We start from the raw sequence: 25,310 nt of genomic DNA, 5'->3' as shown, positions 1-25,310 counted from the left end.
ATCAGCGCCCGTCAAGTTTTAGGATAGCCTTGCCTAATGCGTCGCGTCTTTGCCGTCTTCTTCGTCGCCGCTCTCGCCATGGGTCTCACCGCGTGCGCCGAGCCCGGAGCGCCCGCCGCACCACCCGCCGCCGCAGAAGACACCTGCCCGCAGGCATCCACTCCCCTCGCCTCGCTCGACGTGATCGACGACGTCCGCGGGCATGAGGGCCCCTCCACCGCGTGCCTCTCCGGCCGCGCGATCGAGGCAGTCGATGACGACACCGCGCCGACGCTCCCGGTGACGGTGACCGACAGCGAGGGCCGAGAGATCGAGATCACCGACGTCGACCGCATCCTCCCGATCGACATCTCAGGCACGATCGCCTCGACCGTCTTCGCCCTCGGACTCGGCGACCAGGTGGTCGGGCGCGACGCGTCGACGGTCTTCGCCGGCACGGAAGACCTCCCGGTCGTCACGAAGACCGGCCACACGCTGAACGCCGAGGCGATCCTCGAGCTCGCGCCGACCGTCGTGCTCACCGACACCACGATCGGTCCGAAGGAGGTCCGTCAGCAGCTGCGCGACGCGGGCATCGCGGTCGTCGTGATCTCCAGCGACCGGCGGCTCGACACCACCGACGAACTGGTCACCGAGATCGCCACCGCTCTCGGAGTGCCCAGCCGCGGCGAGGCGCTCATCGCGCGGCTCGACGCCTCGGTCGACGGGACGCTGGCCGAGATCGCCGACGTCGTGCCCGCCGACGAGGCCGATCGCGCACGGATGCTCTTCCTCTACGTGCGCGGCAGCGCGAACGTCTACTACATCTTCGGCGAGGACTCCGGTGCCGACTCCCTCATCGACGCGGTCGGCGGAGTCGACGTCGCCGCCGAGATCGGCTGGGAGGGCATGAAGCCCATGACCGCGGAGGCCCTGGTCGCCGCACAGCCGGATGTCCTGGTGATGATGACGGACGGACTCGAGTCGGTCGGCGGCATCGACGGTCTCATCGAACGGATCCCCGCCGTCGCCGAGACGCCGGCCGGAGCGAACCGTCGCGTGATCGACATGGCCGACAGCGAGATCCTGAGCTTCGGCCCGCGCACCGCCGATGTGATCGGCGCCCTGGCCCGCGCCCTGTACGCCCCCGAGCCCGCGAAGTGACCGGGGAGGTCGTCACACCGACGCCGACCAGGCACCGGGGGCTGCGCTTCGCCCTCGTGACGGTCGGCCTGGTCGTCGCGCTCGCGATCACCTGCGTCGTCTCGATCACGAGCGGGCAGTACGACCTGTCCCCCACCGCGCTGGTCGGTGTGCTGCTGCGCGGCGTCGGGATCGACACCGCCTGGGCGCCCGCGGCATCCACCGACTACGGCGTGATCTTCAACCTGCGGATGCCGCGCATCGTGCTCGGTCTCCTGGTCGGCGCCGCGCTCGCCGTCTCGGGCGTGCTCATGCAGGCGATCTTCGGCAACCCGCTCGCGGATGCCGGCGTCGTCGGCGTCTCCTCGGGCGCGGCACTCGGCGCGGCGGCGAGCATCACGTTCGGCCTGGCCACCTTCGGCATGTGGACCACGCCGGCATTCGCGTTCGCCGGCGGGCTGATCGCGGTGTTCTCGGTGTACTTCATCAGTCGCTCCGGGGGCCGCACCGAGGTCGTGACCCTGCTGCTCACCGGCATCGCGATCAACGCCATCGCCGGCGCGGGAATGGCGTTCTTCACCTTCCTCGGCACCACGTCGACCCGCGAGCAGATCGTGTTCTGGCAGCTCGGGTCGCTGAACGGCGCCCTGTGGTCGAACATCCAACTGGTCGCCCCGCTGGTCCTGATCGGCGTGGTCGTCGCCCTGATCGTCGCTCCGAGCCTCGATCTCTTCGCCCTCGGCGAGCGCACCGCACGGCACCTCGGTGTCAACGTCGAGCTGCTGCGGGTCGTGGTGATCGTGACGGTCGCTCTGCTGGTGTGCGCGGCGGTCGCGTTCGCCGGGATCATCGGCTTCGCCGGGCTCGTCGTGCCGCACCTGATGCGCATGCTGATCGGCCCCGCCCACCTGCCGTTGGTGATCGCGTCGGCCCTCGGTGGCGCGCTGCTGATCGCCGTCGCCGATCTTGTCGCGCGCACGGCCGTTCCGCTCGCCGACCTGCCGATCGGCATGATCACCTCGCTCGTGGGCGGGCCGTTCTTCCTCTGGCTGCTCGTGCGCACGCGCCGTCGCTCCGGAGGATGGGCGTGACCGTGCGGCTCCGCGGGGCGGGGCTCACGGTGCGCGTCGGTGAGGGCCGGACGATCCTCGACGACGCGTCCATCGAGATCCACGGCGGCGAGATCCATGCACTCGTCGGCCCCAACGGCGCCGGCAAATCCACCCTCTTCGGTGTGCTCGCCGGCGATGTGGTCGCGCAGGCGGGCACGGTCGAGATCGACGGTCAGCCCATCGAACGCGTGAAGCCCCGGCTCCTCGCCCGGGAGCGGGCCGTGCTGCTGCAGGAGAACTCCGTCACCTTCCCTTTCAGCGCCGAGCAGGTCGTGCGCATGGGGCGGACGCCGTGGGCACGCACGCCCGCGGCCGACGAAGACGACGAGCTGGTGTCGTCCGCGATGGCGCAGACCGAAGTGACAGCCCTCCGGGCTCGCGCGGTGCCCTCACTCTCCGGCGGCGAGCGCGCTCGCGTCGCCCTCGCCCGCGTGATCGCCCAGAGCACCGGCATCCTGCTGCTGGACGAGCCGACCGCCGCCCTCGACCTCAAGCATCACGAAGACGTCATGCGGCTGATCCGCGGGCGCGCGGATGCCGGCATCGCCGTGGCGATCGTGCTGCACGACCTCAACGCCGCGCTCGCGCACGCCGACCGGGTCACACTGCTCTCCGACGGCCGGGTCGCGGCGACGGGGCCGGCGGCCGAGGTGCTCACGGCCGAACGGATCGAGCAGGTCTACGGACAGGCGGTCGACGTGTTCCCGCACCCCGCGACGGGAGTGCCGCTGGTGGTCGCGCGGCGCTGAGTGGTCGACTAGGGACGCACCGGGAGCACGTCGCTGAGATCCGCGCGCGTTCCCGAGGCATGGATGCGGCCCGCTGTTGCGGCATCCGCCCAGGGCTCCATGCCGGTGGCCACGGCGATCCACGTCGCGGCATCCATCTCGACGACGTTCGGCGGGGTGCCGCGCGTGTGGCGGGGGCCCTGGATCACCTGCACCGCGCCGAAGGGCGGCACCCGGACCTCGACACTGTTTCCCGGAGCCTTCTCGTCGAGCAGCTGCAACAGGTAGCGCACCGCCGTGGCGAGGTCGGTCCGCTGCGGCTTCGCGCCGGCGGCATCGGCAGCGCGAACGGCATCCAGCGCCACCCGCCCGTCGATGATGTCGATCTTCCTGGCCATTCCCCCAGCCTAGAACCGGCCACGCGCTCCCGACGCGTCCTAAGCTCGGACGCATGAGCATGCATCCGCAGGGCGCCCGCGCCGAGCTGCTCGCCGCCGTCGCCGACCACTCCTGGGGCGTCCGGATCCCGCCCCTCGCCGACCCGCACAACGCGCACGATGCCGCGGTGCTCATTCTGTTCGGGGTGCTGGACCGCACGCCCGCCGCGACAGCCGACGCCGCCGTCGCCCGCGACCTCGACGTACTGCTGCAGCGGCGAGCGCCCACCCTCTCCTCCCATCCGGGACAGGTGTCGTTCCCCGGAGGCCGAGTCGAGGCGGACGATGCGGATCTGGTCGCCACGGCGCTGCGCGAGGCCGAGGAGGAGACCGGGCTCGATCCGGCCGGCGTCGAGATCCTGGCGACGCTGCCCGTGATCCCCCTCGCTGCAAGCAACCACCTCGTCGCACCCGTGCTCGCCTGGTGGCAGTCGCCATCGAGGGTCGTTGCCGTCGACCATGCCGAGACGGTCGAAGTGTTCCGGGTTCCGGTCGCGCAACTGCTCGACCCCGCGACCCGGTTCACCTCGACACTCACGCGGATGGGCCGCACCTTCCGCGGACCGGCGTTCGACGTCGATGGGACGATCGTGTGGGGCTTCACCGCGATGGTGCTCGATGCGCTGTTCGACGCGGCGGGATGGACCGTTCCCTGGGACGCATCGGTGGAGCGGACCGTCGAGGTCTGAGCCATCTGAGGAGTCGGGTTCTGCCCGCGACGCCGAAACCCGGAGTGCGAGCCTCGGTAGTCTGGACGGGTGAAGATTCTCGTCCTCGGTTCCGGTGCCCGTGAGCACGCGATCATCCTCGCCCTGCGGGCCGAGCAGACGGAGCACGAGATCTTCGTCGCTCCCGGCAACGCCGGCATCGCGCAAGATGCGACCCCCGTCTCGGTCGATCCTCTCGACGGCGGAGCGGTCACCGCTTTCGCCCACGAGCACGCGATCGATCTGGTCGTCGTCGGGCCCGAGGCCCCCCTCGTCGCCGGAGTCGCCGATGCCCTGCGCGTGCGCGGCATCCCGGTGTTCGGACCGGGCAAGGCCGCAGCACAGCTCGAGGGCTCGAAGTCGTTCGCGAAGCGGGTGATGGATGCCGCCGGAGTGCCGACCGGACGCGCTGTCCGCGCCGCCAGCACGAGCGAGGTCGAGGCCGCATTCGACGATCTCGGCGCACCGTACGTGGTCAAGGCCGACGGCCTCGCAGCCGGCAAGGGCGTCATCGTCACGTCCGATCGCGCCGAAGCCCTCGCCCACGCCCAGCAGTACCTCCCCGCCGGCCCGGTGCTCATCGAGGAGTTCCTCTCGGGCCCCGAGGTCTCCCTGTTCTTCCTGAGCGACGGCGACACCGTGCGCGCGCTCAGCCCCGCCCAGGACTTCAAGCGCGCACTCGACGGCGACGCCGGACCCAACACGGGTGGCATGGGCGCCTACTCCCCGCTGCCCTGGCTCGCCGACCAGTTCGGCAGCGAGCAGGCCTTCGTCGAAGAGGTCACGCGCGACGTGGCGCTCCCCGTGGTGCGCCAGCTCGACGCGGAGGGCACCCCGTTCATCGGGCTTCTCTACGCGGGCCTGATCCTGACCCCGGCGGGCGTGCGCGTGATCGAGTTCAACGCGCGCTTCGGCGACCCCGAGACGCAGATCGTGCTGCCCCGCCTGGTCACCCCGCTGTCGCAGCTGCTGTTCGCCGCGGCATCCGGCACCCTGGAGGACCAGCCGGAGCCCGAGTTCAGCGATGACGTGGCGATCACGGTCGTGCTGGCCAGCGAGGGCTACCCCGAGGCACCGCAGACCGGACGCCCGATCGAGGGTCTCGCAGAGGCCGCGGCCGTCGGGGGCGTCCGCCTCGTGCACGCCGCGACCGCGAGCCCGGATGCTCCCGGCGGATCGCTGATCGCGACGGGTGGGCGCGTGCTGAACGTTGTGGCCGTGGCCTCCGACTTCCGCACCGCGCGCGACCGGGCGTATGAGGCGATCTCCCGCATCCGCCTCGACGGTTCGCACTACCGCACCGACATCGCCGCCCGCGTCGCGGACTAGTCTCCGCCACCGACCACCTCGCCGAGCGCACGACTTCGCGCCGAGCGCACGGCCTATCGACGCGAACACCCCGTGAGCTCGACAGCATCCCGTGCACTCGGCAGCATCCGGCGCGCACGGCAGCGCTGGCGCGCGATTCCGGACGAATCCCGACGCGAATCCTGCCAACGTCGAGTTCGCGGTTGACGCAGCAAGCTTTCTTCAAGAAAGTAGATGGATGCCACTCCGCTCCGACTGGTCGTCCTCGACCTGCCCGATCGCTCACTCCGCCGATGTGCTCGCCGACCCGTGGGTGCTGCTCATCCTGCGCGAGCTCTTCTCGGGTCGCACCCGCTTCGAGCAGCTGCGCGAGGCGACCGGCGCGGCCGACTCGGTGCTCTCCCGGCGACTGACCGCGATGGGCGAGGCCGACCTCGTCGCGCGCGAAGAACCCGACGACGCCCGCAGCGGCTACCGGCTGACGGACGCGGGGCGCCAGACGCTCCCGATCCTGCACGCCTACGCACGTTTCTCCCGCATCACCGACCCGAGGGGGTCCTGGGGCCTGACGGTCAGCTGCAGCCGGTGCGGCGACGTCTCGGAGTCGGTGGACTGGTGCGCGACCTGTGCGGCGCCGCTCGACGCCGACAGCACCCGCTGGGCACGACGCAGCATGGGCGGGGAGCCCTTCGCGCTCCACGCCGGGCGCGCGGCATGACCGCCGAATCGGTGGACGAGCCGACCGCCGAGCCGACCGCCGAGCCGACCGCCAAGCCCGTCCGCGCGCGTCAGCGCCGCTTCCACCCGGCGTGGACCGTGGCCCTCGTCGCCCTCATCGCCCTCATCGGAGCCGCCGGATTCCGCGCAGCCCCCGGCGTGCTCATGGTGCCGCTCGAAGAGGAGTTCGGGTGGAGCACGGCCGAGCTGTCGCTGGCGGTCTCGATCAACCTGCTGCTCTACGGCCTCATCGCCCCGTTCGCCGCCGCCCTCATGCAGCGCTTCGGCATCCGCGCCGTCACGGTCGTCGCACTCTTCGTGATCGGGGCGGGCGCGGCACTCAGCGTGTTCGTCGCCACACCCGGACAGCTCATCCTGACCTGGGGTGTGCTGATCGGGCTCGGCACGGGATCCATGGCGCTGGTGTTCGCCGCGACCATCACCGACACCTGGTTCGCCACTCGGCGCGGACTGGTCTCCGGCGTGCTGACGGCGGGCAGTGCGACCGGACAGCTCATCTTTCTGCCCGTGATCGCGGCGGCGGCCGAAGACATCGGATGGCGCGGGGCCTCGCTCATCATCGCGGGTGGTGCCCTCGCGGTCATGCCTCTGGTCTGGATCTTCCTGCGCAACCGCCCGAGTGACCTCGGCGTCGCCCGCTATGGGGAGACGACTCCCACCGTGGCGCCGACGCCGGTTCGCCGCGGAACGGCCTGGGGAGCCGCGAAGCTCGCCCTCACCACTCTGCGTGAGGCGACGCGCACCCGGACATTCTGGGCGCTGGCGATCGGGTTCGCGATCTGCGGGGCCACCACCAACGGACTCATCGGCACGCACTTCATCCCCAGCGCGCACGACCACGGGATGGCGACCACGACGGCGGCAGGTCTCCTCGCGGTGGTCGGCATCTTCGATATCGTCGGCACCGTCTTCTCGGGCTGGCTGACCGACCGGGTGAACCCGCGCATCCTGCTCGCGGCGTATTACGCGCTGCGCGGAGTGAGCCTGCTGTTCCTGCCGAGCCTGCTCTCGGCCGAGGTGCAGCCGAGCATCATCGTGTTCATCGTCATCTACGGCCTCGATTGGGTCGCCACCGTGCCGCCGACCATCGCGCTGTGCCGTGAGGTCTTCGGCGACAAGGGACCGCTCGTGTTCGGCTGGGTGTTCGCGGCGCACCAGATCGGCGCGGGCATCGCCTCCGTGCTCGCGGGGATCGTGCGCGACCACACCGGTCAATACACGTTCGCGTGGTTCGCCGCCGCGGGCCTCTGCGCGGTCGCGGCGCTGGTCAGCGCGACGATCCGTCGACACCCCACCCCCGCCCGCGCCCGCGAGTAGTCCGTCCCGTTTCCCCACCGTCCCGGCATCCGCCCCGGCATCCGCCCCGGCATCCGCCCCGGCGTCCCCGCGCCATCATCCCCGTCGCCTCCGGTGCACGGGATGCTGCCGAATGCACGGCCTGTTCACGTGAACTGCCCGTGCACTCGGCGCGAACCCGTGCACTCGACGGAGGCGAAGGGGCCGCTCGACCCCCGGGAGGGAGGGTCAGAGCACCTTCGAGAGGAAGTCCTTCAGACGCTCGTTCTTGGGGGCGCCGAAGAGCTCGGCGGGCGGGGCCTCCTCGACCACGACGCCTCCGTCCATGAAGACCGTGCGTCCGGACACCTCGCGGGCGAAGCCCATCTCATGCGTCACCAGCACCATCGTCATACCGCCCGAGGCCAGGTCGCGGATGACCTGCAGCACCTCGCCGACCATCTCGGGGTCGAGGGCGCTCGTCGCCTCGTCGAACAGCATGATCTCGGGATCCATCGCTAGCGCACGGGCGATCGCCACGCGCTGCTTCTGACCACCGGAGAGGGATGCCGGCTTCGCGTCCGCCTTCTCCGACAGGCCGACGCGCTCCAGCAGCGCCAGCGCACGCTCGCGCGCCTGAGCCTTGGTCATCTTGCCGCACTCGACCGGCGCGAGGGTGATGTTCTCGAGCACGGTCATGTGGGGGAACAGGTTGAAGTGCTGGAACACCATGCCGATGCGCTGACGCACCTCGTCGAGCTTCACGCTCTTGTCCGTGAGGTCAACGCCGTCGATGATGACGTGCCCTGACGTCGGCTCCTCGAGCTTGTTGAGGCAGCGCAGCAGCGTGGACTTCCCCGACCCCGACGGACCGATGACCGCGACGACCTCGCCGTCTTCCACCGCCAGGTCGATGCCCTTGAGCACCTCGTTGTCGCCGAACGACTTGTGCAGGTTCTGCACCACGATCTTGCTCATGCGTTGAACGTCCTCTCCAGGCGGTTCGCGAGCAGCGTCAGCAGCGTGATCACGATGAAGTAGATGATGGCGACGATCGTCAGCACCTGGGCCGAAAGATACGTCGAGGCGATGATCTGGCGCGACACGAACGTCAGCTCCGCGAGGCCGATGACGCTGATCAGCGACGTGTCCTTGAGCGTGATGATGCCCTGGTTCACGAACGACGGGATCATGATGCGGAACGCCTGTGGGAGCACGACCTTCTGCATCGTCTTCCAGTGGCTGAGGCCCAGCGAACGCGAGGCCTCGTTCTGACCGGGATCGACCGCCTGGATGCCGCCGCGGATGATCTCGGTCATGTACGCACCCGTGTTGAGCGAGAGCGTGATCGCGCCGGCGACGAACGGATCGAACTTCAGATCGGGGATCAGCTGCGGGATCGCGAAGAACACGAAGAACGCCTGGATGAGGATCGGGGTACCGCGGAAGATGTAGACGTACGCGGTGGAGATCCAGCGCAGGGGAGCGAACTTCGCGAGACGGCCGAACCCGAAGATGATGCCGAGGATGAACGCGGCCACGATCGCGACGATCGTCGCGAGGATCGTGAGCCAGAGCCCCTGCATGAGCGCGGGCCAGTACTCGACGGCCACCGAGATGATGTCGGTCGGCTGCGCGGACTCCTCGCCGCCGGACAGGTAGGTGTCGACGATCTCGTCGTACTCGCCGGAGGCCTTCAGGTTCGCGAGACCCTCGTTGAACATCTCGATCAGCTCGGGGTTCTCGCCCTTGTTGACCGCGAAGCCGTACTCGCCGCCCAGCTCGGGCTGGCCGATCAGACGGAAGCCGGAACCCTGCTGGATGCCGTAGGCCAGCACCGGGAAGTCCTCGAAGTAGCCGACCGCCTGGCCCGCCTTCACGGCATCCACCATGTCGGTCGTGTCCTGGTACGGGGTGACCTTGAAGCCGTACTCGTCCTTGTTCTCTTCGGCGAAGGTCTGACCCTGCGTGCCGGTCTTGACGGCGACGGCCTTGCCGTCGAGGTCGTCGAGGGACTGGATGTCGCTCTCCTCGAGCACGCCCAGCTGGATTCCACTGGTGAAGTAGGGCTCGCTGAAGTCGAAGGTCTCCTGCCGCGCCTCGGTGATCGACATGCCGGCCATGACGGCGTCGACCTGGTTCGACTGCAGCGCCTGCACGGCGGCGTCGAATCCGAGCTGGCGGATCTCGACCTCGAAGCCCTGATCCTTCGCGATCGCACGGAGCAGGTCCATGTCGATGCCGACGAGGTCGCCGTTCGCATTCGTGAACTCGAACGGGGCGAACGTCGTGTCGGTGCCGATGACGTACTTCTCGCCGTCATCGGCGGCGGTGGCAGGGGCGGCGCCGGCGAGCAGCGCTCCCACGGCGACGAAGGCGACGAGTGCGGCCGCACCGGCGCGGCGCACAGATCGGCGCAGGCGGCCGGTCGCGGCGGATGGATTTCGGATCACGACGTGTGCTCCTCGGGATCGGATGATGCGACCGGACGATCGCCGAGCATCCACCTTAGTCGCCGCCTCGGCGCGCGCCCGCCTCCGCCCGTCCCGCGGGAACCACACAGAGGGGCGAGTCCGGCCTCAGGCGGGCGACAGCTCGATCCAGTACTGCCGCACGCGCGGCTGCCCCGACTCCGAGGCGTCGATCACGCCCTCGAGCTCCCCGCCGGCGCCCTCGATCGTGTGGATAGAGCCGACGTTGTCGTCGTCGCAGGTGAGCATCACGCGGTCGTAGCCTTCGGACTTCGCGAAGCGGAGCACGAGGCGGAGGGCTTCGCGCACGATTCCCTCCCGGCGCCGCGACGGGATCGTCGAGTAGCCGATGTGGCCGCCGAAGCGACGCAGCCACTCGTTGAGCTCACGCCGGAACGCGATGAACCCGACGACGCGGTCGCCCTCGGTGATCCAGAAGAAGTCGCACGGCACGTGCCCCTCGGGCAGCACCGTCCCCGGAGTGGCATACAGCTCCGCCTTCTCGACGAACGCCGCGCATGCCGCCCGGTCGGGCACGAATCTCTGCTCGTAACCGCCGCCGTCGATGTGTCCGCCGTCGAACTCCGCCACGGCCGCGGCCCAGGAGTCGAAGAGGTCGATGGTCGGTCGAGCGAGTGCGATCGTCATCGCCCGATGACATCACATTCCGCGATACCCCGCAAAGGGCGTCAGCGGCCTCGGAGCAGCGCGGCGATGGAGAGGTCTTCGTCCAGCTGCCGCCAGTGGACACCCTCCCCCGCGCCGATCAGGCGCCAGTCCGCTCGCTCATCGGCGCTCGCGTCGACAAGGCGCGGGAACCAGTCGAGAGGAACACTGATGGTGCGTCCGTCCTTCATGTGCACGTGCAGCTCGCGGTCGTCGATCAGGACTCCGGTCGCGACAGCGTCATCCACAGAAGTGCTCATGCCACGCCTCCTCGATCAGATCTCGTCGGTACTCGATCAGCCGTCGAAGCATTCGCAGCTCACGGTCGCCGAACCCCGTCTTCGCGGCCGATTCTACCGGCCGCAGCCAGAATTTTGCGGTGAACTCCGCCCGCTCGACGTGCACATGCGGGGGCTCCGACCCCCCGTTACTGTAGAAGAAGAATCGGTATCCGCGTACTCGCATGACCGTCGGCACAGAGCGACGGTAGCGCTGAGACCGATGCAATCCGGAGCCGGACAGCGATCGGGTCCGAGGAGTGCGGAAGTCGCACCCCTCGGACCCGATCGTGCAGGGAAAGTCGTCGACTACTCCGGCTGCGCGGCCGAGGGAGCCGCGGCATCCGCCTTGTCGTAGCGGCCGAGGAACAGCGAAGCGACGAGCGCGATCACCATGACGCAGGCCGGCAGCAGGATCGCCTGCGACATGCCGGCCGCGAACCCGTCGGCCACCTGCGGAGGCAGCGTTCCCCCGGTCGAGATGCCGGCCGGCGCATCGGCGAGACCGGGCAGGTTCGCCTCGAGCCGGGACTGCATGAACGCGGCGATGGATGCCGAGCCGATGACCGACCCGATCGTCCGGGTGGTGTTGTAGATGCCAGCTCCGGCACCCGCCTGGCGCGGCGGCAGCTTGCGCGTCGCGGTGGTGGCGAGAGGGCCCCACATGCCCGCGTTGCCGATGCCCATCAGAGCCGAGGGCAGCAGGAACATCAAGATCGGGGTGTCCATGTTGATCAGGACCGAGTACCAGACGAGCGCGGCGGCGACGCAGAGCAGACCGGGGATCAGGATGATGCGCGGATCCACCCGATCGAGCAGCTTGCCCGCCGCCGGGGCGAGCACACCCGACAGCACCGCCATCGGGATCAGCAGCAGCGCGGCCTCGGTCGGGGTGAGTCCGCGCGCCGACTGCAGGAAGAACATCATCGGCAGCGACATGCTCGTCACCGTGAAGCCGACCGCGGCGATCGCGACGTTGGCACCTGAGAAGTTGCGGTCGCGGAACAGCTCGAGCGGGACCAACGGCTCGCTGCGGGTCTTGGCCTGCTGCACGATGAACAGCCCGAGCACGATGAGGCCGACGATGATCAGACTCCACACCGAGATGGGACCCCAGATCACGCCCCAGTCGTACTTCTCGCCCTCCTGCAGTCCGAAGACGATCAGGAACAGTGCCACGGCGCTGAGCACGACGCCCACGATGTCGAAGCGGTGCGGGTGGGTGGCGAGCTTCGGGACCAGACGCCAGGCGAGCACGAACGCGACGATGCCGACCGGGATGTTCACGAAGAAGATCCACTCCCAGCCGAAGCCGTCGACGAGCAGGCCGCCCACGAGCGGACCGACGAGTGTGGCGACACCGGCCGTCGCACCCCAGAGACCCATGGCGGCGCCGCGGCGCTCGGGCGGGAATGTCCGGGTGATCACGGCCATGGTCTGCGGGGTCATGAACGCCGCTCCGAGGCCCTGCACGGCGCGGGCGACGATCAGTCCCTCGAGCGAGTTCGACAGTCCGCACCACAGCGAGGCGAGCGTGAAGATCGCGAGGCCGATCAGGTAGATGTTCTTCGGGCCGAAGCGGTCGCCGAGGCGTCCGGTGATCAGCAGCGGCACGGCGTAGGCGAGCAGGTAGGCGCTGGTGACCCACACGACGTTGTCGAGGTTGTTCGTGTTCGGATCGAGCGCGGCCTTGATCGCCGGGTTCGCGACCGACACGATCGTGGTGTCGACGAGGATCATGAAGAAGCCGATGACCAGAGCCCAGAGGGCAGGCCACGGACTCGTGGGCTTGTGCCCGACGGAGTAGGTGCCGGTCGAAGGACCGGATGTGGCGGGCGCGGACACCGGTGGGCGGTCTCCGTCGCGAGGAGTGTCTGTCATTGCTGTGCAGCCTTTCGCTGAGCGCGGTAGCGGTCTGAGTTCGGGAATGCCGTGGGACCCCACGGCAGGACTTGGGCCTCGAGGCGGTCGAGGAGGGAGTCGAGCCAGCGGAGCTCTGCGTCCAGCAGGGCCTCCTGCCGTTCGATCTCGACGAGCACCTGTTCGGGCACGTTCTTCTGCCGGGCCTTCGCGAGGCCGTCGAGGTGCCTGGCGTGATCCTCGACGAGCGCCGCGCGCCTCGCACGCAGGAGATCCAGGACCTCCGGACGCTCGACATTGTGCGCCTCGGCGAGCGCGACGCGGAAGTCGGCCGGGCGATCGATGCGCGGCAGCTCGCGCTGCACCCACGCGACGACCGCATCGCGTCCGGCATCCGTCAGGGCGTAGGTCGTGCGCTCCGGACGGTTGCCGTCACGATCGATGCCGAGCTCGTCGATCAGCCCGGCGCGGTGGAGTCGAGAGACCGTGTGGTACAGCGTCCCGTTGGTGATCGTGAGCAGTCGGTCGTCGTGCCTGGCGCGCATCAGACGCACCATCTCGTAGGGGTGCATGTCGCCCTCGCGCAGCAGCGCGAGCACCATCACCCCCATCGGGGTGAGCCGATCGACGGCATCCTTCTTCATATCCCACCTCAAATAGTCCATGTGGACTATACGCCCCCGCGGCGGACAGCGACAAGACCGACCACCGAGCGGCCGGTCGGTCGGTCAGCCGAGCAGCAGGTCAGCCGGTCGGTCAGGCGGTCAGCCGGCCGGTCGGTCAGCCGGTCAGCCGAGGGCGGCCGCGAGCTGCATCGGGGTGAGCGGTCGATCTGCGTACACGAGCCGCATCACCGCCGGATCGGGGTTGCCGACATCCGGTGCCCGATGCACGAGCTCGAGGCCCAGTTTCTCTGCGACGTGCGCCGACGCCCGGTTGTGCTCCACGAGATAGGCGATCACGGGGCGATCGGGCGCGATGATGCGCGCCTGCTCGATGCCGGCGCGTGCCAGCTCGGTCGCGTACCCGTGTCCGTGATGGTCGGCCGCGATCCGGTAGCCGACGTTCCACACCTCATCGCGGAGCAGCGTGCACCCACCGTTTCCGATGATCTCGCCCGTGTCACGCAGACGCGCGACCCAGGATCCGAGTCCCGCCAGCTCCCAGCTGCGCTCCCAGCGCTCCATCATCTCGAGGGTCGTCGCGGGGTCGGCGTGTCGAAGACTCGGAAAGTGCGTCCACACCCGCGGATCGTTCTGGATCGCGAAGACCGCATCGAGGTCGGACGGGGTCGACCGCGAAAGGCGGAGCCGGTCGGTGAAGATGTCAGCAGTCACCCCTCAACGCTAGACAACCGCTCCGACACCGGGCGGCGCGACCCACGACCGACGGCGTTCGCGGTCGGATGGAACCGGGATAATGGGCGGGTGAGCACTCCTTCAGAAGGCACGGCACAGAGCATCCCCGGCTGGCGGCACATCTACTCGGGCAAGGTCCGCGACCTGTACGCCTCGGAGGATCCGGCGGACACGCGCATCCTGGTCGTGGCCTCCGACCGCGTGAGCGCCTTCGACTTCGTGCTCTCCCCCGGCATCACCGGCAAGGGCGCGCTCTTGACGCGGCTGAGCCGCTGGTGGTTCGCACAGCTCTCCGACTTCCCCAACCACATCGCCGAGGGCGAGCTGCCCGACGAGGTGGCCGATCACGCCATGCTCGCCCAGTCGCTCGAGATGCTGCCGATCGAATGCGTGGTGCGCGGCTACATCACCGGTTCCGGCTGGGCCGAGTACCAGGAGAACGGCACCGTGTGCGGCATCCCGCTGCCCGCCGGCCTGCAGAACGGCGACCGTCTGCCGGAGCCCCTGTTCACGCCGGCCTACAAGGCGCCGATGGGCGAGCACGACGAGAATATCACGTTCGAGCGCACCGTCGAGCTGGTCGGCGCCGAGCGCGCGGCCGAGCTGCGCGACACCTCGCTCGCGATCTACGCCCGCGCCGCCGCGATCGCCGAGGAGAAGGGTCTGATCCTCGCCGACACCAAGTTCGAGTTCGGGACGGATGCCGAAGGCACCCTGCGCCTGGCCGACGAGGTGCTCACCAGCGACTCCTCGCGGTACTGGGACGCCGAGTCCTGGCGCACCGGCAGCACCCCGAGCGCACGCATGGCGAGCTTCGACAAGCAGATCGTGCGCGACTGGATGGCCGCGAACTGGGACAAGCAGGGGGAGCCGCCCGCACTCCCCGACGACGTGGTCGAGCGCACCGCCGACCGCTACCGCGAACTGATCGACCGCCTCGGCGCCTGAGTCGTCAGGCGAGCTCCACCCGACGCACGTCGGTGTGGATGAAGTCGTCGCCCTTGAAGAGCAGCGGTTCGTCGCGACTGATCGCGAGCGCGTAGGAGAAGCAGTCGCCGTAGTTCAGGCGCGCTGGGCTCCCGGAACCCCGCCCGTACGCAGCATGCCCACGACTTGCACTCCTGGCCTGCGTTTCATCGACCGGGATCACGCCGACGCCTCCTTCACGGAGGAGCCGGTCCACCTTCTCCACGCCGGGCTCACCCAGCCGCCGGCGCATCACGATATGCGACTCGAGCAGCGTCGCCGCCGAGATCACCGGATCCGCCTCCTCCGCCAACAGGCGCTGGAACAGAACTCCGTCGGGTTCACTCGTCAGGATCGCGACGATCACGGATGAGTCGAGGATCATCGAGGAAGGCCCATCTCGTCATACATCTCGTCCATGATCTCCTCATAGCTCGGCCCGATGACCGGTAGCTTCCGCGCTTCCTCCACCACAGCGGCGATCGCCGCACGCTTGCGCTCTATCTCCGCCTCACGCGTCTCCTCCAGCTCGGCGAGACGCCGCCGCACCGCATCCTCCACCGCACTCGTCTGACTCTGACCGGTCAACGCCGCGAGTCGGCGCACGAGCTCGTGCGTCGTCTCGTTCTTGATGTTGAGGCTCATGTCTACCATTCTACCGTCGCGTCTACCATGGTAGAAGCGCTCAGGGAAAACTCAGGAATCGATAGTGTTGCTCCAGCACTCCCGCCATCCCCCGAACCCTGAGGAGCCCGCATGGCCCTGTGGAAGCTGCACGGAAACGGCCGGACGGTCGAGCCCGGCGCCGTCGTCCGTCCCGACGAGCGCCTGAACTGGCCCGCCACGATCGCGATCGGACTCCAGCACGTCGTCGCGATGTTCGGCGCGACGTTCCTGGTGCCGATCATCACCGGCTTCCCGGTCGCCACGACCCTGCTGTTCAGCGGCGTGGGCACGATCCTGTTCCTCCTCGTCACGCGCAACAAGCTGCCCAGTTACCTGGGCTCGTCGTTCGCGTTCATCGCTCCGGTCACCGCCGCCACCGCCTCCGCGAACATGGGCACCGCCCTGGCCGGCATCGTCGCGGTCGGTGTGCTGCTCGCCATCATCGGCGTCGTGGTGCACACAGTCGGCGTGAAGTGGGTCGACCGCTTCCTGCCTCCGGTCCTCGCGGGGACGATCGTCGCCCTCATCGGATTCAACCTCGCGGGCGCCGCGCACAACAACTACGCCGCAGCCCCCGTGACCGCGACGTTCACGCTCGCCATCACGATCCTCTTCGCCGTCGTGTTCCGCGGCTTCCTCGGACGCATCTCGATCTTCCTCGGCGTGATCGCGGGATACATCTTCGCGGCGTTCCGCGGCGAACTGGACTTCTCCGCCGTGGAGAAGGCCGACTGGGTCGGCCTCCCCACCTTCCACTTCCCTAACTTCACCGAGCCCGGCACCCTCACGGCGCTCGCGATGTTCCTCCCGGTCGTGCTCGTGCTGATCGCCGAGAACGTCGGGCACGTGCGTGGCGTCGCGACCATGACCGGCGACGCGAGCGTGAACCAGCAGACCGGCAAGGCTCTGATCGCCGACGGCGTCTCGACCACCCTGGCCGGCTTCTTCGGCGGTTCGGGCACCACGACCTACGGCGAGAACATCGGCGTGATGGCTTCCACCCGCGTGTACTCGACGGCCGCCTACTGGGTCGCTGGAGCCGCCGCGATCCTGCTCAGCCTCTCGCCCAAGTTCGGCGAAGTCATCAACTCCGTGCCGGCCGGTGTGCTCGGCGGCGTGACCACTGCGCTGTACGGCCTCATCGGCGTCATCGGCATCAAGATCTGGGTCGACAACCGCGTCGACTTCTCGCGCCCGGTCAACCAGTACACGGCAGCCGTGGCGCTGATCATGGCGGTCGGCGGGTTCATGATCAAGGACGAGGCATCCGGCTTCGAGCTCGGCGGCATCGTCATCGCCACGGTCGCGGCGATCCTCATCTACCACCTGGGCAACCTGATCGCCCGCCTGCGCAAGACCGGTGCCGACGACCCGAAGCCGCTCGAGGCGGTCGGCCCGCTCGGCGGCGACCCCGCCTGAGCGGTCCCGCAGCGTCGGGTGCTTCACCCGTCGCGTTCACAACTCCTCAGAAACCAGCCCGCACGGCTCTGTACGGCGGTATCACTCCGGATCGGTGCAGTTTTCTGCGGAGTTGTGAACCGTCCGACGGCGGAACTCAGCCGGCGGACGGCACCCGGAGGGTGAACCGAACGCGCACTCCCGGCGGCAGCTGACCGGCGAGATCGAGGCTGCGGTCGGTCAGGGCGCCGATGATCGGGTACCCGCCGGTGAGCGGGTGGTCGGCGAGGAAGAGCACCGGCTGCCCGTCGGGCGGCACCTGGATCGCACCGGTGACCGCACCCTCGCTGGGCAGCTCGCCGTCGACGGAACGCTCCAGCGGCACCGCGCCATGGAGGCGGATGCCGACGCGGTCGGAGCGCGGTGTGACCGTCCACTCCTGGGTCGTGAGCACCTCGAGGGCACGGGTCGTGAACCAGTCGTCACGAGGGCCGAGCGTGATGTCGAGCTCGACGAGGTCGCCGGGGGCCGGGAGGTCGCGCGGCACGGCCCCGGGCTCGACCAGGTTCGGGGCGGCATCGCCGATCGCGAGGAGCGCACCGGCGGTGAGCGGCTCCGGCCCCAGCCCCGCGAGGGTGTCGGCCGCACGACTGCCCAGCGCGGGCGTCGCCTCGATTCCGCCGCGAACCCCGATCACGTACCGCAGACCACGGTCCGGATGGCCGAGGGTCAGTTCGTCGCCGTCGATCGTGGCGAAGGGCTCGCCGTGCACGACCGGACGGACGAGCCCCTCGGCTCCGCTCAGGGTGAGCGCGCCGACAGCCCCGATGACCACCGCGACGCCGACCCCGTGGAACCGGAGCACCGCTCCGCCGACACTCTCGAGCACAGCAGCCGTGGGGGCGTTCCCCACGGCGCGGTTCGCATCCCGCATCGCGCGTCGGTCGGCGACTCCGGATGCCGAGACCCCGAGCGCCGCGTAACCCGGGCGCCCGGCATCCTGCACCAGGAGCTGCAGCGACGGCCGGATGACCTCGACCGCGGATGCCGCGCCGAATCCCGGACCATCCGCTTCCGCGTCGGCGAGTCGCTCGACGGCGCGCCGGGCGTCCGCCGGATCATCTCCGTTTCGGTCCGGCTGAGCCGCACCCGGCTGAGCCGCGGCCACAGGAGCATCCGCCCGCACCCGCTCGAACCGCACCGCCGTCCCCGGAGACAGGAACGCCGGCGGGTCGCGGTCGATGTCCCACATCACGGCATCCGTGCGGCCGATCAGCTGCCACCCACCGGGGCTCTCGCGCGGATAGACACCCGTGAACGCCCCGGCGAGTGCCACCGACCCGGCAGGCACACGTGTGCGCGGAGACGAGCGGCGCGGCACGTCGAAGAGCGGATCGTCGCTCACCAGGTAGCCGAAGCCGGGGGCGAACCCGGCGAACGCGACCCGCCAGTCCGCGGCGAGATGCCGGTTCACGAGCTCCTCCGCCGAGACACCGAGCAGCGATGCCGCCTCGTCGAGGTCCTCACCGTCGTAGCTCACGGGGATCACGACCTCCCCGGCGCCCGGGAGGGATGCGACATCGACTCGGGTCGCCGCCAACGTCTGCGCGAGATCGGCGGCCGACACCCGCAGCGGATCGAAGCGCACGAGCACGGTGCGGGCACCGGGGATGCGCTCGACGATGCCGGGCACGCCCTCCCACGCCCCGTTCAGCCGCATCGCCTCGTCGAGGTCGTCCGCTTCGACGAGCAGTGCGTGATCGGATGCCGTGAGGATGCGCATCAGCCGACCTGCGCCGGCCGTGTCATCGGGTGCCCGCGAACGGGGCGATCGTGATGCCCGCGTCCTGCAGCATCCGCCTGGTCTGGGCCGCCATCGCCACCGAGCCGGGACTGTCGCCGTGCACGCAGATCGACTGCGCCGTCACGGGCACGTCGGAGCCGTCGATCGCGCGGATCACGCCGTCGGCCGCGAGGCGCACCATGCGCTCCGCCACCACGGTCGGGTCATGCAGCACGGCTCCCACCTCGGTGCGCGGCACGAGCTGCCCGTCGGGTTGATAGGCCCGGTCGGCGAAGGCCTCAGCGGCAACCGTCAGCCCGGCCCGCTCGGCGACGTCGAGCACGACACCCCCGGCGAGCCCCAGCAGCATCAGGCTCGGGTCGATCGCGCGGATCGCCGCCACCACGTCCTTCGACTGCCGCTCGTCGCGGGCGATGGTGTTGTAGAGCGCCCCGTGCGGCTTGACGTAGGAGACCGTGCCGCCGACCGCGGCGGCGAGACCCATGAGGGCACCGAGCTGATACTCGACATGCGCCTGGAGCGTGGCCGAGTCGATGTCCACCCTGGTGCGGCCGAAGTTCTCGTAGTCGCGGTAGCCGGGGTGCGCACCGATCACGACACCGCCCTCGACGGCGGCGGCGAGCGTCTTGCGGATCCCCTCCGGGCTGCCCGCGTGGAATCCGCACGACACGTTCGCGCTCGTGGCCAGGCGCAGCATACTCGCGTCGTCGCTGACGATCCGGTCGGCGACGTTCTCGCCGAGGTCCGAGTTCAGGTCGATCGACGTCATGCGATCACGCCTGCCGCCCCGAACCCAGCGCCGCCGTCGCGCGCGGGCGCGGTTCGCCGTCCCGGAGCGGAACCGGCGGAGCGATGGGTGTCGTCGGCTCGGGCAGTCCGTACCGGCGATGCACCCAACGCCGGGCGTCCTCGAGCGGATAGGTATCGCCGAACACGGCGAACTTCACGAAGACGCCCTCGAGCGTGCTGCGGAGCATGACCTCTTCGAGCGCGGGGTCTTCGGCGCCGCGGGCGCGGAACAGCTGTCGCACGGCATCCTCCGCGGCAGTGGCGCGCGCTTCATGACGAGCCTCCGATTCGGCGAACAGTCGATGTGTGGCGGGCTGCTGCTGCATCGCCAGTACCGCCCGCTGCAGCGGGATCGCGTAGGCGGTGGCCGTGAGGGCTCCGTCGATCACGGCCGCGAGCATCTCGTCCGGGGTGCCTTCCACGCGCGCGAAGCTGAGCACCGTCTCGAACCATCGGTCGATGACGGCCGCGACGAGCTGCTCCTTGCCGCCGAAGTGGTAGTTGACCAGACCCTGGGCGACGCCCGCCCGCTTCGTGATCGCGGCGATGCTCGCGCCGGTGACACCGCGTTCGCTGAAGACCTCGATCGCGGCCTCCAGGATGTTCTCCCTGGCGCGCTGACGGGCCAGTCGGTTCTGCTCGTCGGAGCGTGCCACGCGGCATCCACCTCCTGAGTTCAGCCGGTCCGTTTTCCCGAATGCGCCCCCTGCCGTATAGATTACTCACTGAACGTCCGTTCAACCTATGAATGGATGCGATTTTCGGCTGACCAGATCAGCCGAGCACAACTTCGGAGATCCGGGGCGACACGCCGCGGCATCCGTGCCTTCCACCGGCGGTTCGCCGCCGATCTCCGAAGTTGTGCTGCAAAGACGCACGGGTGCGTCCCTGGCCAGGAGGGGGCGTCAGGGGCGCTGCCGTGTTTCCTCCCGGCTCCGGACGAGACGCCCGGGCCGAGGTCGACCCCGGACGAGACGCCCGGGCCGAGGCGTGCCGGCCGAAGACCGACTCAGGCCGAGGCGCGGACCACGAGCTCGGTGGGCAGGATGGTCGTCTGCGGCGGATCCTCCCCCGCGAGACGCGACAGCAGCACGCGGGCCATGGTCTCGCCCTGCGCGTACATCGGCTGCCGCATCGTCGTGAGTTGCGGGTCGGTCGTGAGCGCGACCGATGAGTCGTCGAAGCCGACGAGGGCGATGTCTTCCGGGACGCGCACACCGGTGGCACGCAGCGCGGTCAGCGCACCCCGCGCCATCAGGTCGCTGGCCACGAAGATCGCATCGGGTCGACCGGCGGCGAGGATGCGCCGCACGGCATCCGCACCGCTGGCCTCGCTGTAGTCGCCCTCCTCCTCGGCGAACGGCGTCAGCCCGGCATCCGCGAGCGCCGCCCGGAAGCCCTGGATGCGGTCGCCCGAGGAGACCATCGTCAGCGGGCCCGAGATCGTCGCGATGCGCGTGCGCCCGATGTCGATCAGGCGACGGGTCGCCGCGCGGGCGCCCGCGACGTTGTCGACGTCGACCACGTAGTCGCCCTCGAGCCGGCGCACCGGCCGACCGCCGTAGACCACCGGCACGGCATCCGCGACGCGGTCGATGAACGCGTCGCTGGTGTGATGCGAGACGATCAGCGCGCCGTCGACGCCGCCGTTGCGCACGAAGCCGGTCATCTTGTCGCCCGGGTCGTCACTCGCGATGAGCAGGTTGAGCAGATAGTCGGAACCGCCGAGCGCACCCGTGATGCCGGCGACGATCGCGGCGAAGAACGGGTCGCCGAAGAAGCGGTTCGTGTCTTCGGGGACGATCAAGGCGATCGCGTGCGTCTGGCGGGAAGCGAGCGAACGGGCGGCACGGTTGGGCACGTAGTTCAGCTCATCGATCGCGGCGCGCACCGCGGCGAGCGCCTCCGGACTCACCGCCGTCGACCCGTTCACGACCCGCGACACGGTCGACCGGGAGACACCGGCGGCCGCGGCCACCTCTTCGATGGTCGCTCGTGGCGACATCAACGTACGCACTCTTCCATCGCCCTATTCTCACTGACGTCCTGCTTCGAATCGCGCAAGTGGTCCCATCCCGGCCCCGGATGGGACCATTCGCACGATTCGGAAGCCGGGGAGGGCTACAGCGACCGGGCCTCGATGATGCGGGCGTACTCCCGGGCAGAGTCCTTGAGGCTCCGCTCCTGCGTGTCGTAGTCGACGCGCACGATGCCGAAGCGCTTGTCGTAGCCCCAGGCCCATTCGTAGTTGTCGAACATCGACCAGTAGAAGTAGCCCCGCACGTCGACGCCCGACTCTGCGGCATCGAGCACCGCACCGAGGTGCAGGCGCAGGAACTCCGTGCGGTCGGCGTCGTGCACGCGTGTCTCGCCGTCTTCGACCACCACGACGTCGTCATAGGCGGCACCGTTCTCGGTCATGTACAGCACCGCGCCCGCGGGCTCGGCGTACTCGCTCCAGACCCGCTGCAGCACCCGGGTGAGCCCCTCGGGCTGCACCTCCCAGTTCTGCGCCGTGCGCGGCAGCCCGCGCTCGACCGAATGGATGCCGTCGCTGGACGGATAGGGGCTGCGGACGGGGCGCTCGGTGGCGGGCCCTCCGGACACCGGCGCCTGGGCCGGCGCCGTGCCCGACAGGAAGTCGCCGTGGTAGTAGTTCACGCCCTGCGTGTCGATGTGCTGGGAGATGGTATCGAGGTCGCCGTCGTGGACCGCGGCCTCGAACTGTGCGACGGCGTCGGCATCCACCGCGCGGATGTCCTCGACGATGTCCGCCGGGTAGCTGCCGCGGTAGATCGGGTCGAGGAACCAGCGGTTGAATTGCCCGTCCACACGGCGGGCGGCGTCGACGTCGGCCGGGTTCTGCGGGTCGGCGGGGTCGGCGACCGTGTGGTTCAGGGTGATGCCGAGGTTCAGCGAGGCGTCGCGGCCGCGCAGCTCCTGCACCGTCTTGCCGTGTGCGAGCAGCAGGTGGTGCGAGGCGAGCAGCCCCTCGGCGACGCTGGTGTGCCCCGGCGCGTGCTCACCGCCCGTGTAGGAGAGGAAGGAGGAGCACCACGGCTCGTTGAGCGTCGTCCACACGTTCACCCGGTCGCCGAGCGCGTCGTGCATGGTACCGGCGTACTCGAGGAACCGGTCGACCGTGTCGCGGTTGGTCCAGCCACCGGCATCCTGCAGCGCCTGCGGCATGTCCCAGTGGTACAGCGTCAGCCAGGGCAGGATGTCGGCGGCGAGCAGCTCGTCGACCAGGCGCTCGTAGAAGTCCACGCCGGACGCGTTCACGGCGCCGCCGTCCGGTCGCACCCGCGACCACGACGTGGAGAAGCGGTACGTCTGCAGGCCGAGCTCGGTCATCAGGGCGACGTCGTCGCGGTACCGGTGATAGTGGTCGCAGGCCACGTCGCCGTTGTCGCCGCCGATCACGGCACCGGGCACGCGGGCGAACGTATCCCAGATGGATGCCGTGCGTCCGTCCTCGAACGCCGCCCCCTCGATCTGGTACGCCGCCGTCGCGGCGCCGAAAAGGAAGTTCTCGGGGAAGGAGCGGGTCATAGGGGTCATCCTTTCACCGCGCCCGCCATGATGCCACTGACCAGCTGCCGACCCGCGACCACGAAGAGCACGAGCAGCGGGAGGGTCGCGAGCACCGCACCGGCGAGCACGATCGAGTAGTCGATGTAGTAGCCCGACTGCAGCTGGCTGAGCGCCGTCTGCAGTGTCGGGTTCTGCGGGGAGAGCACGATCAGCGGCCACAGGTAGTCGGTCCACGCCGTCATGAAGGTGAAGAGTCCGAGGATGGCCATGGCCGGTCGAGCCGCGGGCAGCCCGACGGTCAGGAACGTGCGGAACTGGTTGGCGCCGTCCATACGCGCCGCCTCGATCAGCTCGTCGGGGATGACGTCGACGAGGTACTGCCGCATGAAGAACACCCCGAATGCGGTGACGAGGGTCGGCACGATGACCGCGCCGATCGAGCCGGTCCAGCCGAGTTCGCGCATCAGCATGAACAGGGGGATGATGCCCAGCTGCGTCGGGATCGCCATCGTCGCGATCACGAAGACCATCAGTCCGTCGCGTCCCTTGAACTTCAGCTTCGCGAACGCGTAGCCCGCGAGGGTGGAAAACGTGACGACCGAGATCGTGATGATGCCCGAGATCAGGAATGAGTTGCCGAGGGCGAGCCAGAACGGGATGGCGTCGAACACCTTGGCCGCGTTGGCGAAGAAGTTGCCCCCGGGGATCAGCGGCAGCGTCTCACCGCGGGTGGCGTTCGTGCCGCTGGCGACCACGACCGACCACCACAGCGGATACACGCTGCCGATGATGAACGCGGCGAGGAGCCCGTAGGTGAGGAAGCCGGGGCGGCTGCCGATGCCGGCGGTGCCTCCCGCTGCGCTGCGCCGACGGCGGATCTTCTCGGGCACGCTGAGTGCCTGGGTGGCGGTCATCGCGCGTTCTCCTCGGTGGTGGTGGCGATCGTCGTTCCCGCAGCGGCGGTCGTGGCCGTCGTGTCGGCGGTGCGGGCGCGTCGGCGGGCGGCACGGTTCTTCGGCCCGTCCCCGGTGGAGATGCGCCGGGAGATGAGGAAGTTGATCACGCCGATCCCGACGATGAGGAGGAACAGCAGGATGGCGACCGCGGACGCCTCACCGAGGTCGCGGCGGAAGAACGCGAGCTCCCAGAGGAACAGCACAGTCGTCTGGAACTGTCGATCGCTGCCGCCGATGCCGCCGGCCGTCGAGACGTCGAACAGGCGCGGCTCGGCGAAGATCTGCAGGCCGCCGATCGTCGCGGTGATGATCACGAAGATCAGGGTCGGCCGGATCGTCGGGATCGTGATCGAGAAGAACCGACGGGCCGCGCCTGCCCCGTCGAGGGCGGCCGACTCGTAGAGATCGCGCGGCACGGCCTGCATCGCGGCGAGGAGGATCAGGGCGTTGTACCCGGTCCAGCGGAAGTTCACCATGACGGCGATCGCGATGTGCGACAGGGCGGTGTTGTGCTTCCACTCCTGGTCGGCGATGCCGATGAGGTTGAGCAGGTTGTTGGCCAGGCCGTCGGCCTCGTTGAAGATGCTCGAGAAGATGATGGCGACCGCGACGGGGGTGACGACGAACGGGATCAGCACGCTCATCCGCCAGAAGGTCGGGGCGCGGAGCCCCCGGTCGAGGAGATAGGCGATCACGAGCGCGACGGAGAGCTGCGGGATCGCGGAGAGCAGGAAGATGCTCAGGGTGTTGCCGATGGAGTTCCAGAACATGGCGTCGCCGAGGATCTCGACGAAGTTGCCGACGCCGACGAAGTCGCCCTCGCCCTTGAGCAGGTCCCACTCGTGCACGGCGACCCACACGGTGTACAGCAGCGGGAACAGGCCGACCAGCCCGAACAGCAGGAAGAACGGCGAGATGTAGAAGTACGGGGAGGCGTTCTGGTCGAACCGCGAGACGCGGTGGCGCCAGGAGCGTTTGGCGGGCGCATCCGTCTTGTGGGCGGATGCCGCGGCCTGCTGCTCCGCGGGCGGGGCGGTGAGAGTCATGGAGGGGTCCTTGTCCCGGGGTTCCGAGGGTTCCGGTCGCAGTTCCTGCCGCCGACCGTGGGGTGGAGGCGGCAGGAACTGCGACCGGAAC

27 protein-coding genes are annotated in these 25,310 nt (G+C 69.4%); 9 read left to right on the top strand and 18 right to left on the bottom strand.

The genetic code is table 11. The features are described 5' to 3' along the window. The first annotated feature begins 36 nt into the window (after positions 1-36). Genes ACWGO6_RS16500 through ACWGO6_RS16490 form a run of 3 tightly spaced genes read left to right on the top strand, consistent with a single transcriptional unit; the run spans position 37 to position 2,983 of the window. Positions 37-1,143, top strand: a complete 1,107-nt coding sequence (locus ACWGO6_RS16500; protein WP_452327315.1) for a heme/hemin ABC transporter substrate-binding protein — start codon at positions 37-39, stop codon at positions 1,141-1,143. Further along, complete coding sequence (locus tag ACWGO6_RS16495; protein ID WP_452327314.1) at positions 1,140-2,213, top strand: FecCD family ABC transporter permease; 1,074 nt, start codon at positions 1,140-1,142, stop codon at positions 2,211-2,213. The genes ACWGO6_RS16500 and ACWGO6_RS16495 overlap by 4 nt, the downstream gene beginning before the upstream one ends. Beyond that, a complete protein-coding gene (locus tag ACWGO6_RS16490) occupies positions 2,204-2,983 on the top strand; it encodes a heme ABC transporter ATP-binding protein (protein WP_452327313.1) in 780 nt (259 codons plus the stop codon). Before ACWGO6_RS16495 ends, ACWGO6_RS16490 begins: the two co-directional genes overlap by 10 nt. An 8-nt stretch (positions 2,984-2,991) precedes the next feature. On the opposite strand, the gene ACWGO6_RS16485 is transcribed toward ACWGO6_RS16490, so the two are convergent. Beyond that, complete coding sequence (locus ACWGO6_RS16485; protein ID WP_136040822.1) at positions 2,992-3,360, bottom strand: sterol carrier family protein; 369 nt, start codon at positions 3,358-3,360, stop codon at positions 2,992-2,994. Positions 3,361-3,413: 53 nt separating this feature from the next. Here ACWGO6_RS16485 and ACWGO6_RS16480 point away from each other — a divergent pair, with 53 nt between their 5' ends. The 4 genes from ACWGO6_RS16480 to ACWGO6_RS16465 all read left to right on the top strand — a co-directional run bounded on the left by ACWGO6_RS16480 (position 3,414) and on the right by ACWGO6_RS16465 (position 7,469). Beyond that, positions 3,414-4,088: an NUDIX hydrolase gene (locus ACWGO6_RS16480; protein WP_452327312.1), complete on the top strand. Its 675-nt coding sequence runs from the start codon at positions 3,414-3,416 to the stop codon at positions 4,086-4,088. A 69-nt stretch (positions 4,089-4,157) separates the two neighbouring features. Further along, positions 4,158-5,435, top strand: a complete 1,278-nt coding sequence (gene purD, locus ACWGO6_RS16475) for a phosphoribosylamine--glycine ligase (protein ID WP_452327311.1) — start codon at positions 4,158-4,160, stop codon at positions 5,433-5,435. A 217-nt stretch (positions 5,436-5,652) separates the two neighbouring features. Then, the gene (locus ACWGO6_RS16470; protein WP_136040819.1) at positions 5,653-6,132 is read left to right on the top strand and encodes a winged helix-turn-helix transcriptional regulator; all 480 of its coding nucleotides are present in this window, start codon (positions 5,653-5,655) and stop codon (positions 6,130-6,132) included. Continuing rightward, positions 6,129-7,469: an MFS transporter gene (locus ACWGO6_RS16465; RefSeq protein WP_452327310.1), complete on the top strand. Its 1,341-nt coding sequence runs from the start codon at positions 6,129-6,131 to the stop codon at positions 7,467-7,469. Before ACWGO6_RS16470 ends, ACWGO6_RS16465 begins: the two co-directional genes overlap by 4 nt. A 207-nt stretch (positions 7,470-7,676) precedes the next feature. Here the strand turns inward: ACWGO6_RS16465 and ACWGO6_RS16460 are convergent, their stop codons facing one another. From ACWGO6_RS16460 to ACWGO6_RS16425, 8 genes are all read right to left on the bottom strand, one after another. After that, the gene (locus ACWGO6_RS16460; protein ID WP_136040817.1) at positions 7,677-8,405 is read right to left on the bottom strand and encodes an amino acid ABC transporter ATP-binding protein; all 729 of its coding nucleotides are present in this window, start codon (positions 8,403-8,405) and stop codon (positions 7,677-7,679) included. Next, positions 8,402-9,880: an amino acid ABC transporter substrate-binding protein/permease gene (locus ACWGO6_RS16455; RefSeq protein WP_136040816.1), complete on the bottom strand. Its 1,479-nt coding sequence runs from the start codon at positions 9,878-9,880 to the stop codon at positions 8,402-8,404. Before ACWGO6_RS16455 ends, ACWGO6_RS16460 begins: the two co-directional genes overlap by 4 nt. 126 nt (positions 9,881-10,006) lie before the next feature. Then, on the bottom strand, positions 10,007-10,546 hold the full coding sequence (locus ACWGO6_RS16450) for a GNAT family N-acetyltransferase (protein ID WP_452327309.1): 540 nt from the start codon (positions 10,544-10,546) through the stop codon (positions 10,007-10,009). 41 nt (positions 10,547-10,587) lie between these two features. Next, entirely contained in the window at positions 10,588-10,824 is a 237-nt protein-coding gene (locus ACWGO6_RS16445; RefSeq protein WP_452327308.1) for a DUF2442 domain-containing protein, read from the bottom strand. Next, positions 10,805-11,029 (bottom strand): DUF4160 domain-containing protein, encoded by a 225-nt coding sequence (locus ACWGO6_RS16440; RefSeq protein WP_452327347.1) that lies wholly within the window; start codon positions 11,027-11,029, stop codon positions 10,805-10,807. The genes ACWGO6_RS16445 and ACWGO6_RS16440 overlap by 20 nt, the downstream gene beginning before the upstream one ends. Positions 11,030-11,151: 122 nt before the next feature. Next, on the bottom strand, positions 11,152-12,723 hold the full coding sequence (locus ACWGO6_RS16435; protein WP_452327307.1) for an MFS transporter: 1,572 nt from the start codon (positions 12,721-12,723) through the stop codon (positions 11,152-11,154). Then, positions 12,720-13,346 (bottom strand): PadR family transcriptional regulator, encoded by a 627-nt coding sequence (locus ACWGO6_RS16430; RefSeq protein WP_452327306.1) that lies wholly within the window; start codon positions 13,344-13,346, stop codon positions 12,720-12,722. Before ACWGO6_RS16430 ends, ACWGO6_RS16435 begins: the two co-directional genes overlap by 4 nt. A 144-nt stretch (positions 13,347-13,490) precedes the next feature. Then, positions 13,491-14,039 (bottom strand): GNAT family N-acetyltransferase, encoded by a 549-nt coding sequence (locus ACWGO6_RS16425; RefSeq protein WP_136040807.1) that lies wholly within the window; start codon positions 14,037-14,039, stop codon positions 13,491-13,493. Between the two features lie 90 nt (positions 14,040-14,129). On the opposite strand from ACWGO6_RS16425, the gene ACWGO6_RS16420 reads away from it, so the two are divergent. Continuing rightward, entirely contained in the window at positions 14,130-15,008 is an 879-nt protein-coding gene (locus ACWGO6_RS16420; RefSeq protein ID WP_452327305.1) for a phosphoribosylaminoimidazolesuccinocarboxamide synthase, read from the top strand. A 4-nt stretch (positions 15,009-15,012) separates the two neighbouring features. On the opposite strand, the gene ACWGO6_RS16415 is transcribed toward ACWGO6_RS16420, so the two are convergent. Both ACWGO6_RS16415 and ACWGO6_RS16410 read right to left on the bottom strand, forming a co-directional pair. After that, a complete protein-coding gene (locus tag ACWGO6_RS16415; protein ID WP_136040805.1) occupies positions 15,013-15,411 on the bottom strand; it encodes a type II toxin-antitoxin system VapC family toxin in 399 nt (132 codons plus the stop codon). After that, positions 15,408-15,671, bottom strand: coding sequence for a type II toxin-antitoxin system VapB family antitoxin (locus tag ACWGO6_RS16410; protein ID WP_136040804.1), 264 nt, complete (start codon positions 15,669-15,671; stop codon positions 15,408-15,410). The genes ACWGO6_RS16415 and ACWGO6_RS16410 overlap by 4 nt, the downstream gene beginning before the upstream one ends. 111 nt (positions 15,672-15,782) lie before the next feature. Between ACWGO6_RS16410 and ACWGO6_RS16405 the strand changes: the two genes are divergently transcribed. Further along, positions 15,783-17,111, top strand: coding sequence for a uracil-xanthine permease family protein (locus ACWGO6_RS16405; RefSeq protein WP_136040803.1), 1,329 nt, complete (start codon positions 15,783-15,785; stop codon positions 17,109-17,111). A gap of 136 nt (positions 17,112-17,247) precedes the next feature. On the opposite strand, the gene ACWGO6_RS16400 is transcribed toward ACWGO6_RS16405, so the two are convergent. The 7 genes from ACWGO6_RS16400 to ACWGO6_RS16370 all read right to left on the bottom strand — a co-directional run bounded on the left by ACWGO6_RS16400 (position 17,248) and on the right by ACWGO6_RS16370 (position 25,219). Next, on the bottom strand, positions 17,248-18,873 hold the full coding sequence (locus ACWGO6_RS16400) for a 5-oxoprolinase subunit B/C family protein (protein ID WP_452327304.1): 1,626 nt from the start codon (positions 18,871-18,873) through the stop codon (positions 17,248-17,250). Positions 18,874-18,895: 22 nt separating this feature from the next. After that, entirely contained in the window at positions 18,896-19,663 is a 768-nt protein-coding gene (locus ACWGO6_RS16395; protein WP_452327303.1) for a LamB/YcsF family protein, read from the bottom strand. Positions 19,664-19,667: 4 nt separating this feature from the next. Further along, entirely contained in the window at positions 19,668-20,339 is a 672-nt protein-coding gene (locus ACWGO6_RS16390) for a TetR/AcrR family transcriptional regulator (protein WP_240744977.1), read from the bottom strand. A 353-nt stretch (positions 20,340-20,692) separates the two neighbouring features. After that, positions 20,693-21,688 carry a LacI family DNA-binding transcriptional regulator gene (locus tag ACWGO6_RS16385; protein WP_136040829.1) on the bottom strand — a complete coding sequence of 332 codons (996 nt, stop codon included), beginning with the start codon at positions 21,686-21,688 and terminating at the stop codon, positions 20,693-20,695. Between the two features lie 116 nt (positions 21,689-21,804). Further along, complete coding sequence (locus ACWGO6_RS16380) at positions 21,805-23,235, bottom strand: GH1 family beta-glucosidase (RefSeq protein ID WP_452327302.1); 1,431 nt, start codon at positions 23,233-23,235, stop codon at positions 21,805-21,807. A 5-nt stretch (positions 23,236-23,240) separates the two neighbouring features. Continuing rightward, the gene (locus ACWGO6_RS16375; RefSeq protein WP_136040799.1) at positions 23,241-24,131 is read right to left on the bottom strand and encodes a carbohydrate ABC transporter permease; all 891 of its coding nucleotides are present in this window, start codon (positions 24,129-24,131) and stop codon (positions 23,241-23,243) included. Next, positions 24,128-25,219: a carbohydrate ABC transporter permease gene (locus tag ACWGO6_RS16370; RefSeq protein ID WP_452327301.1), complete on the bottom strand. Its 1,092-nt coding sequence runs from the start codon at positions 25,217-25,219 to the stop codon at positions 24,128-24,130. The genes ACWGO6_RS16375 and ACWGO6_RS16370 overlap by 4 nt, the downstream gene beginning before the upstream one ends. Positions 25,220-25,310 lie beyond the last annotated feature (91 nt).

Source organism: Microbacterium sp. NPDC055665, from assembly GCF_053618035.1.
Note: the sequence above shows the minus strand (reverse complement) of the source record. Positions and strands in the feature narration are given on the sequence as shown.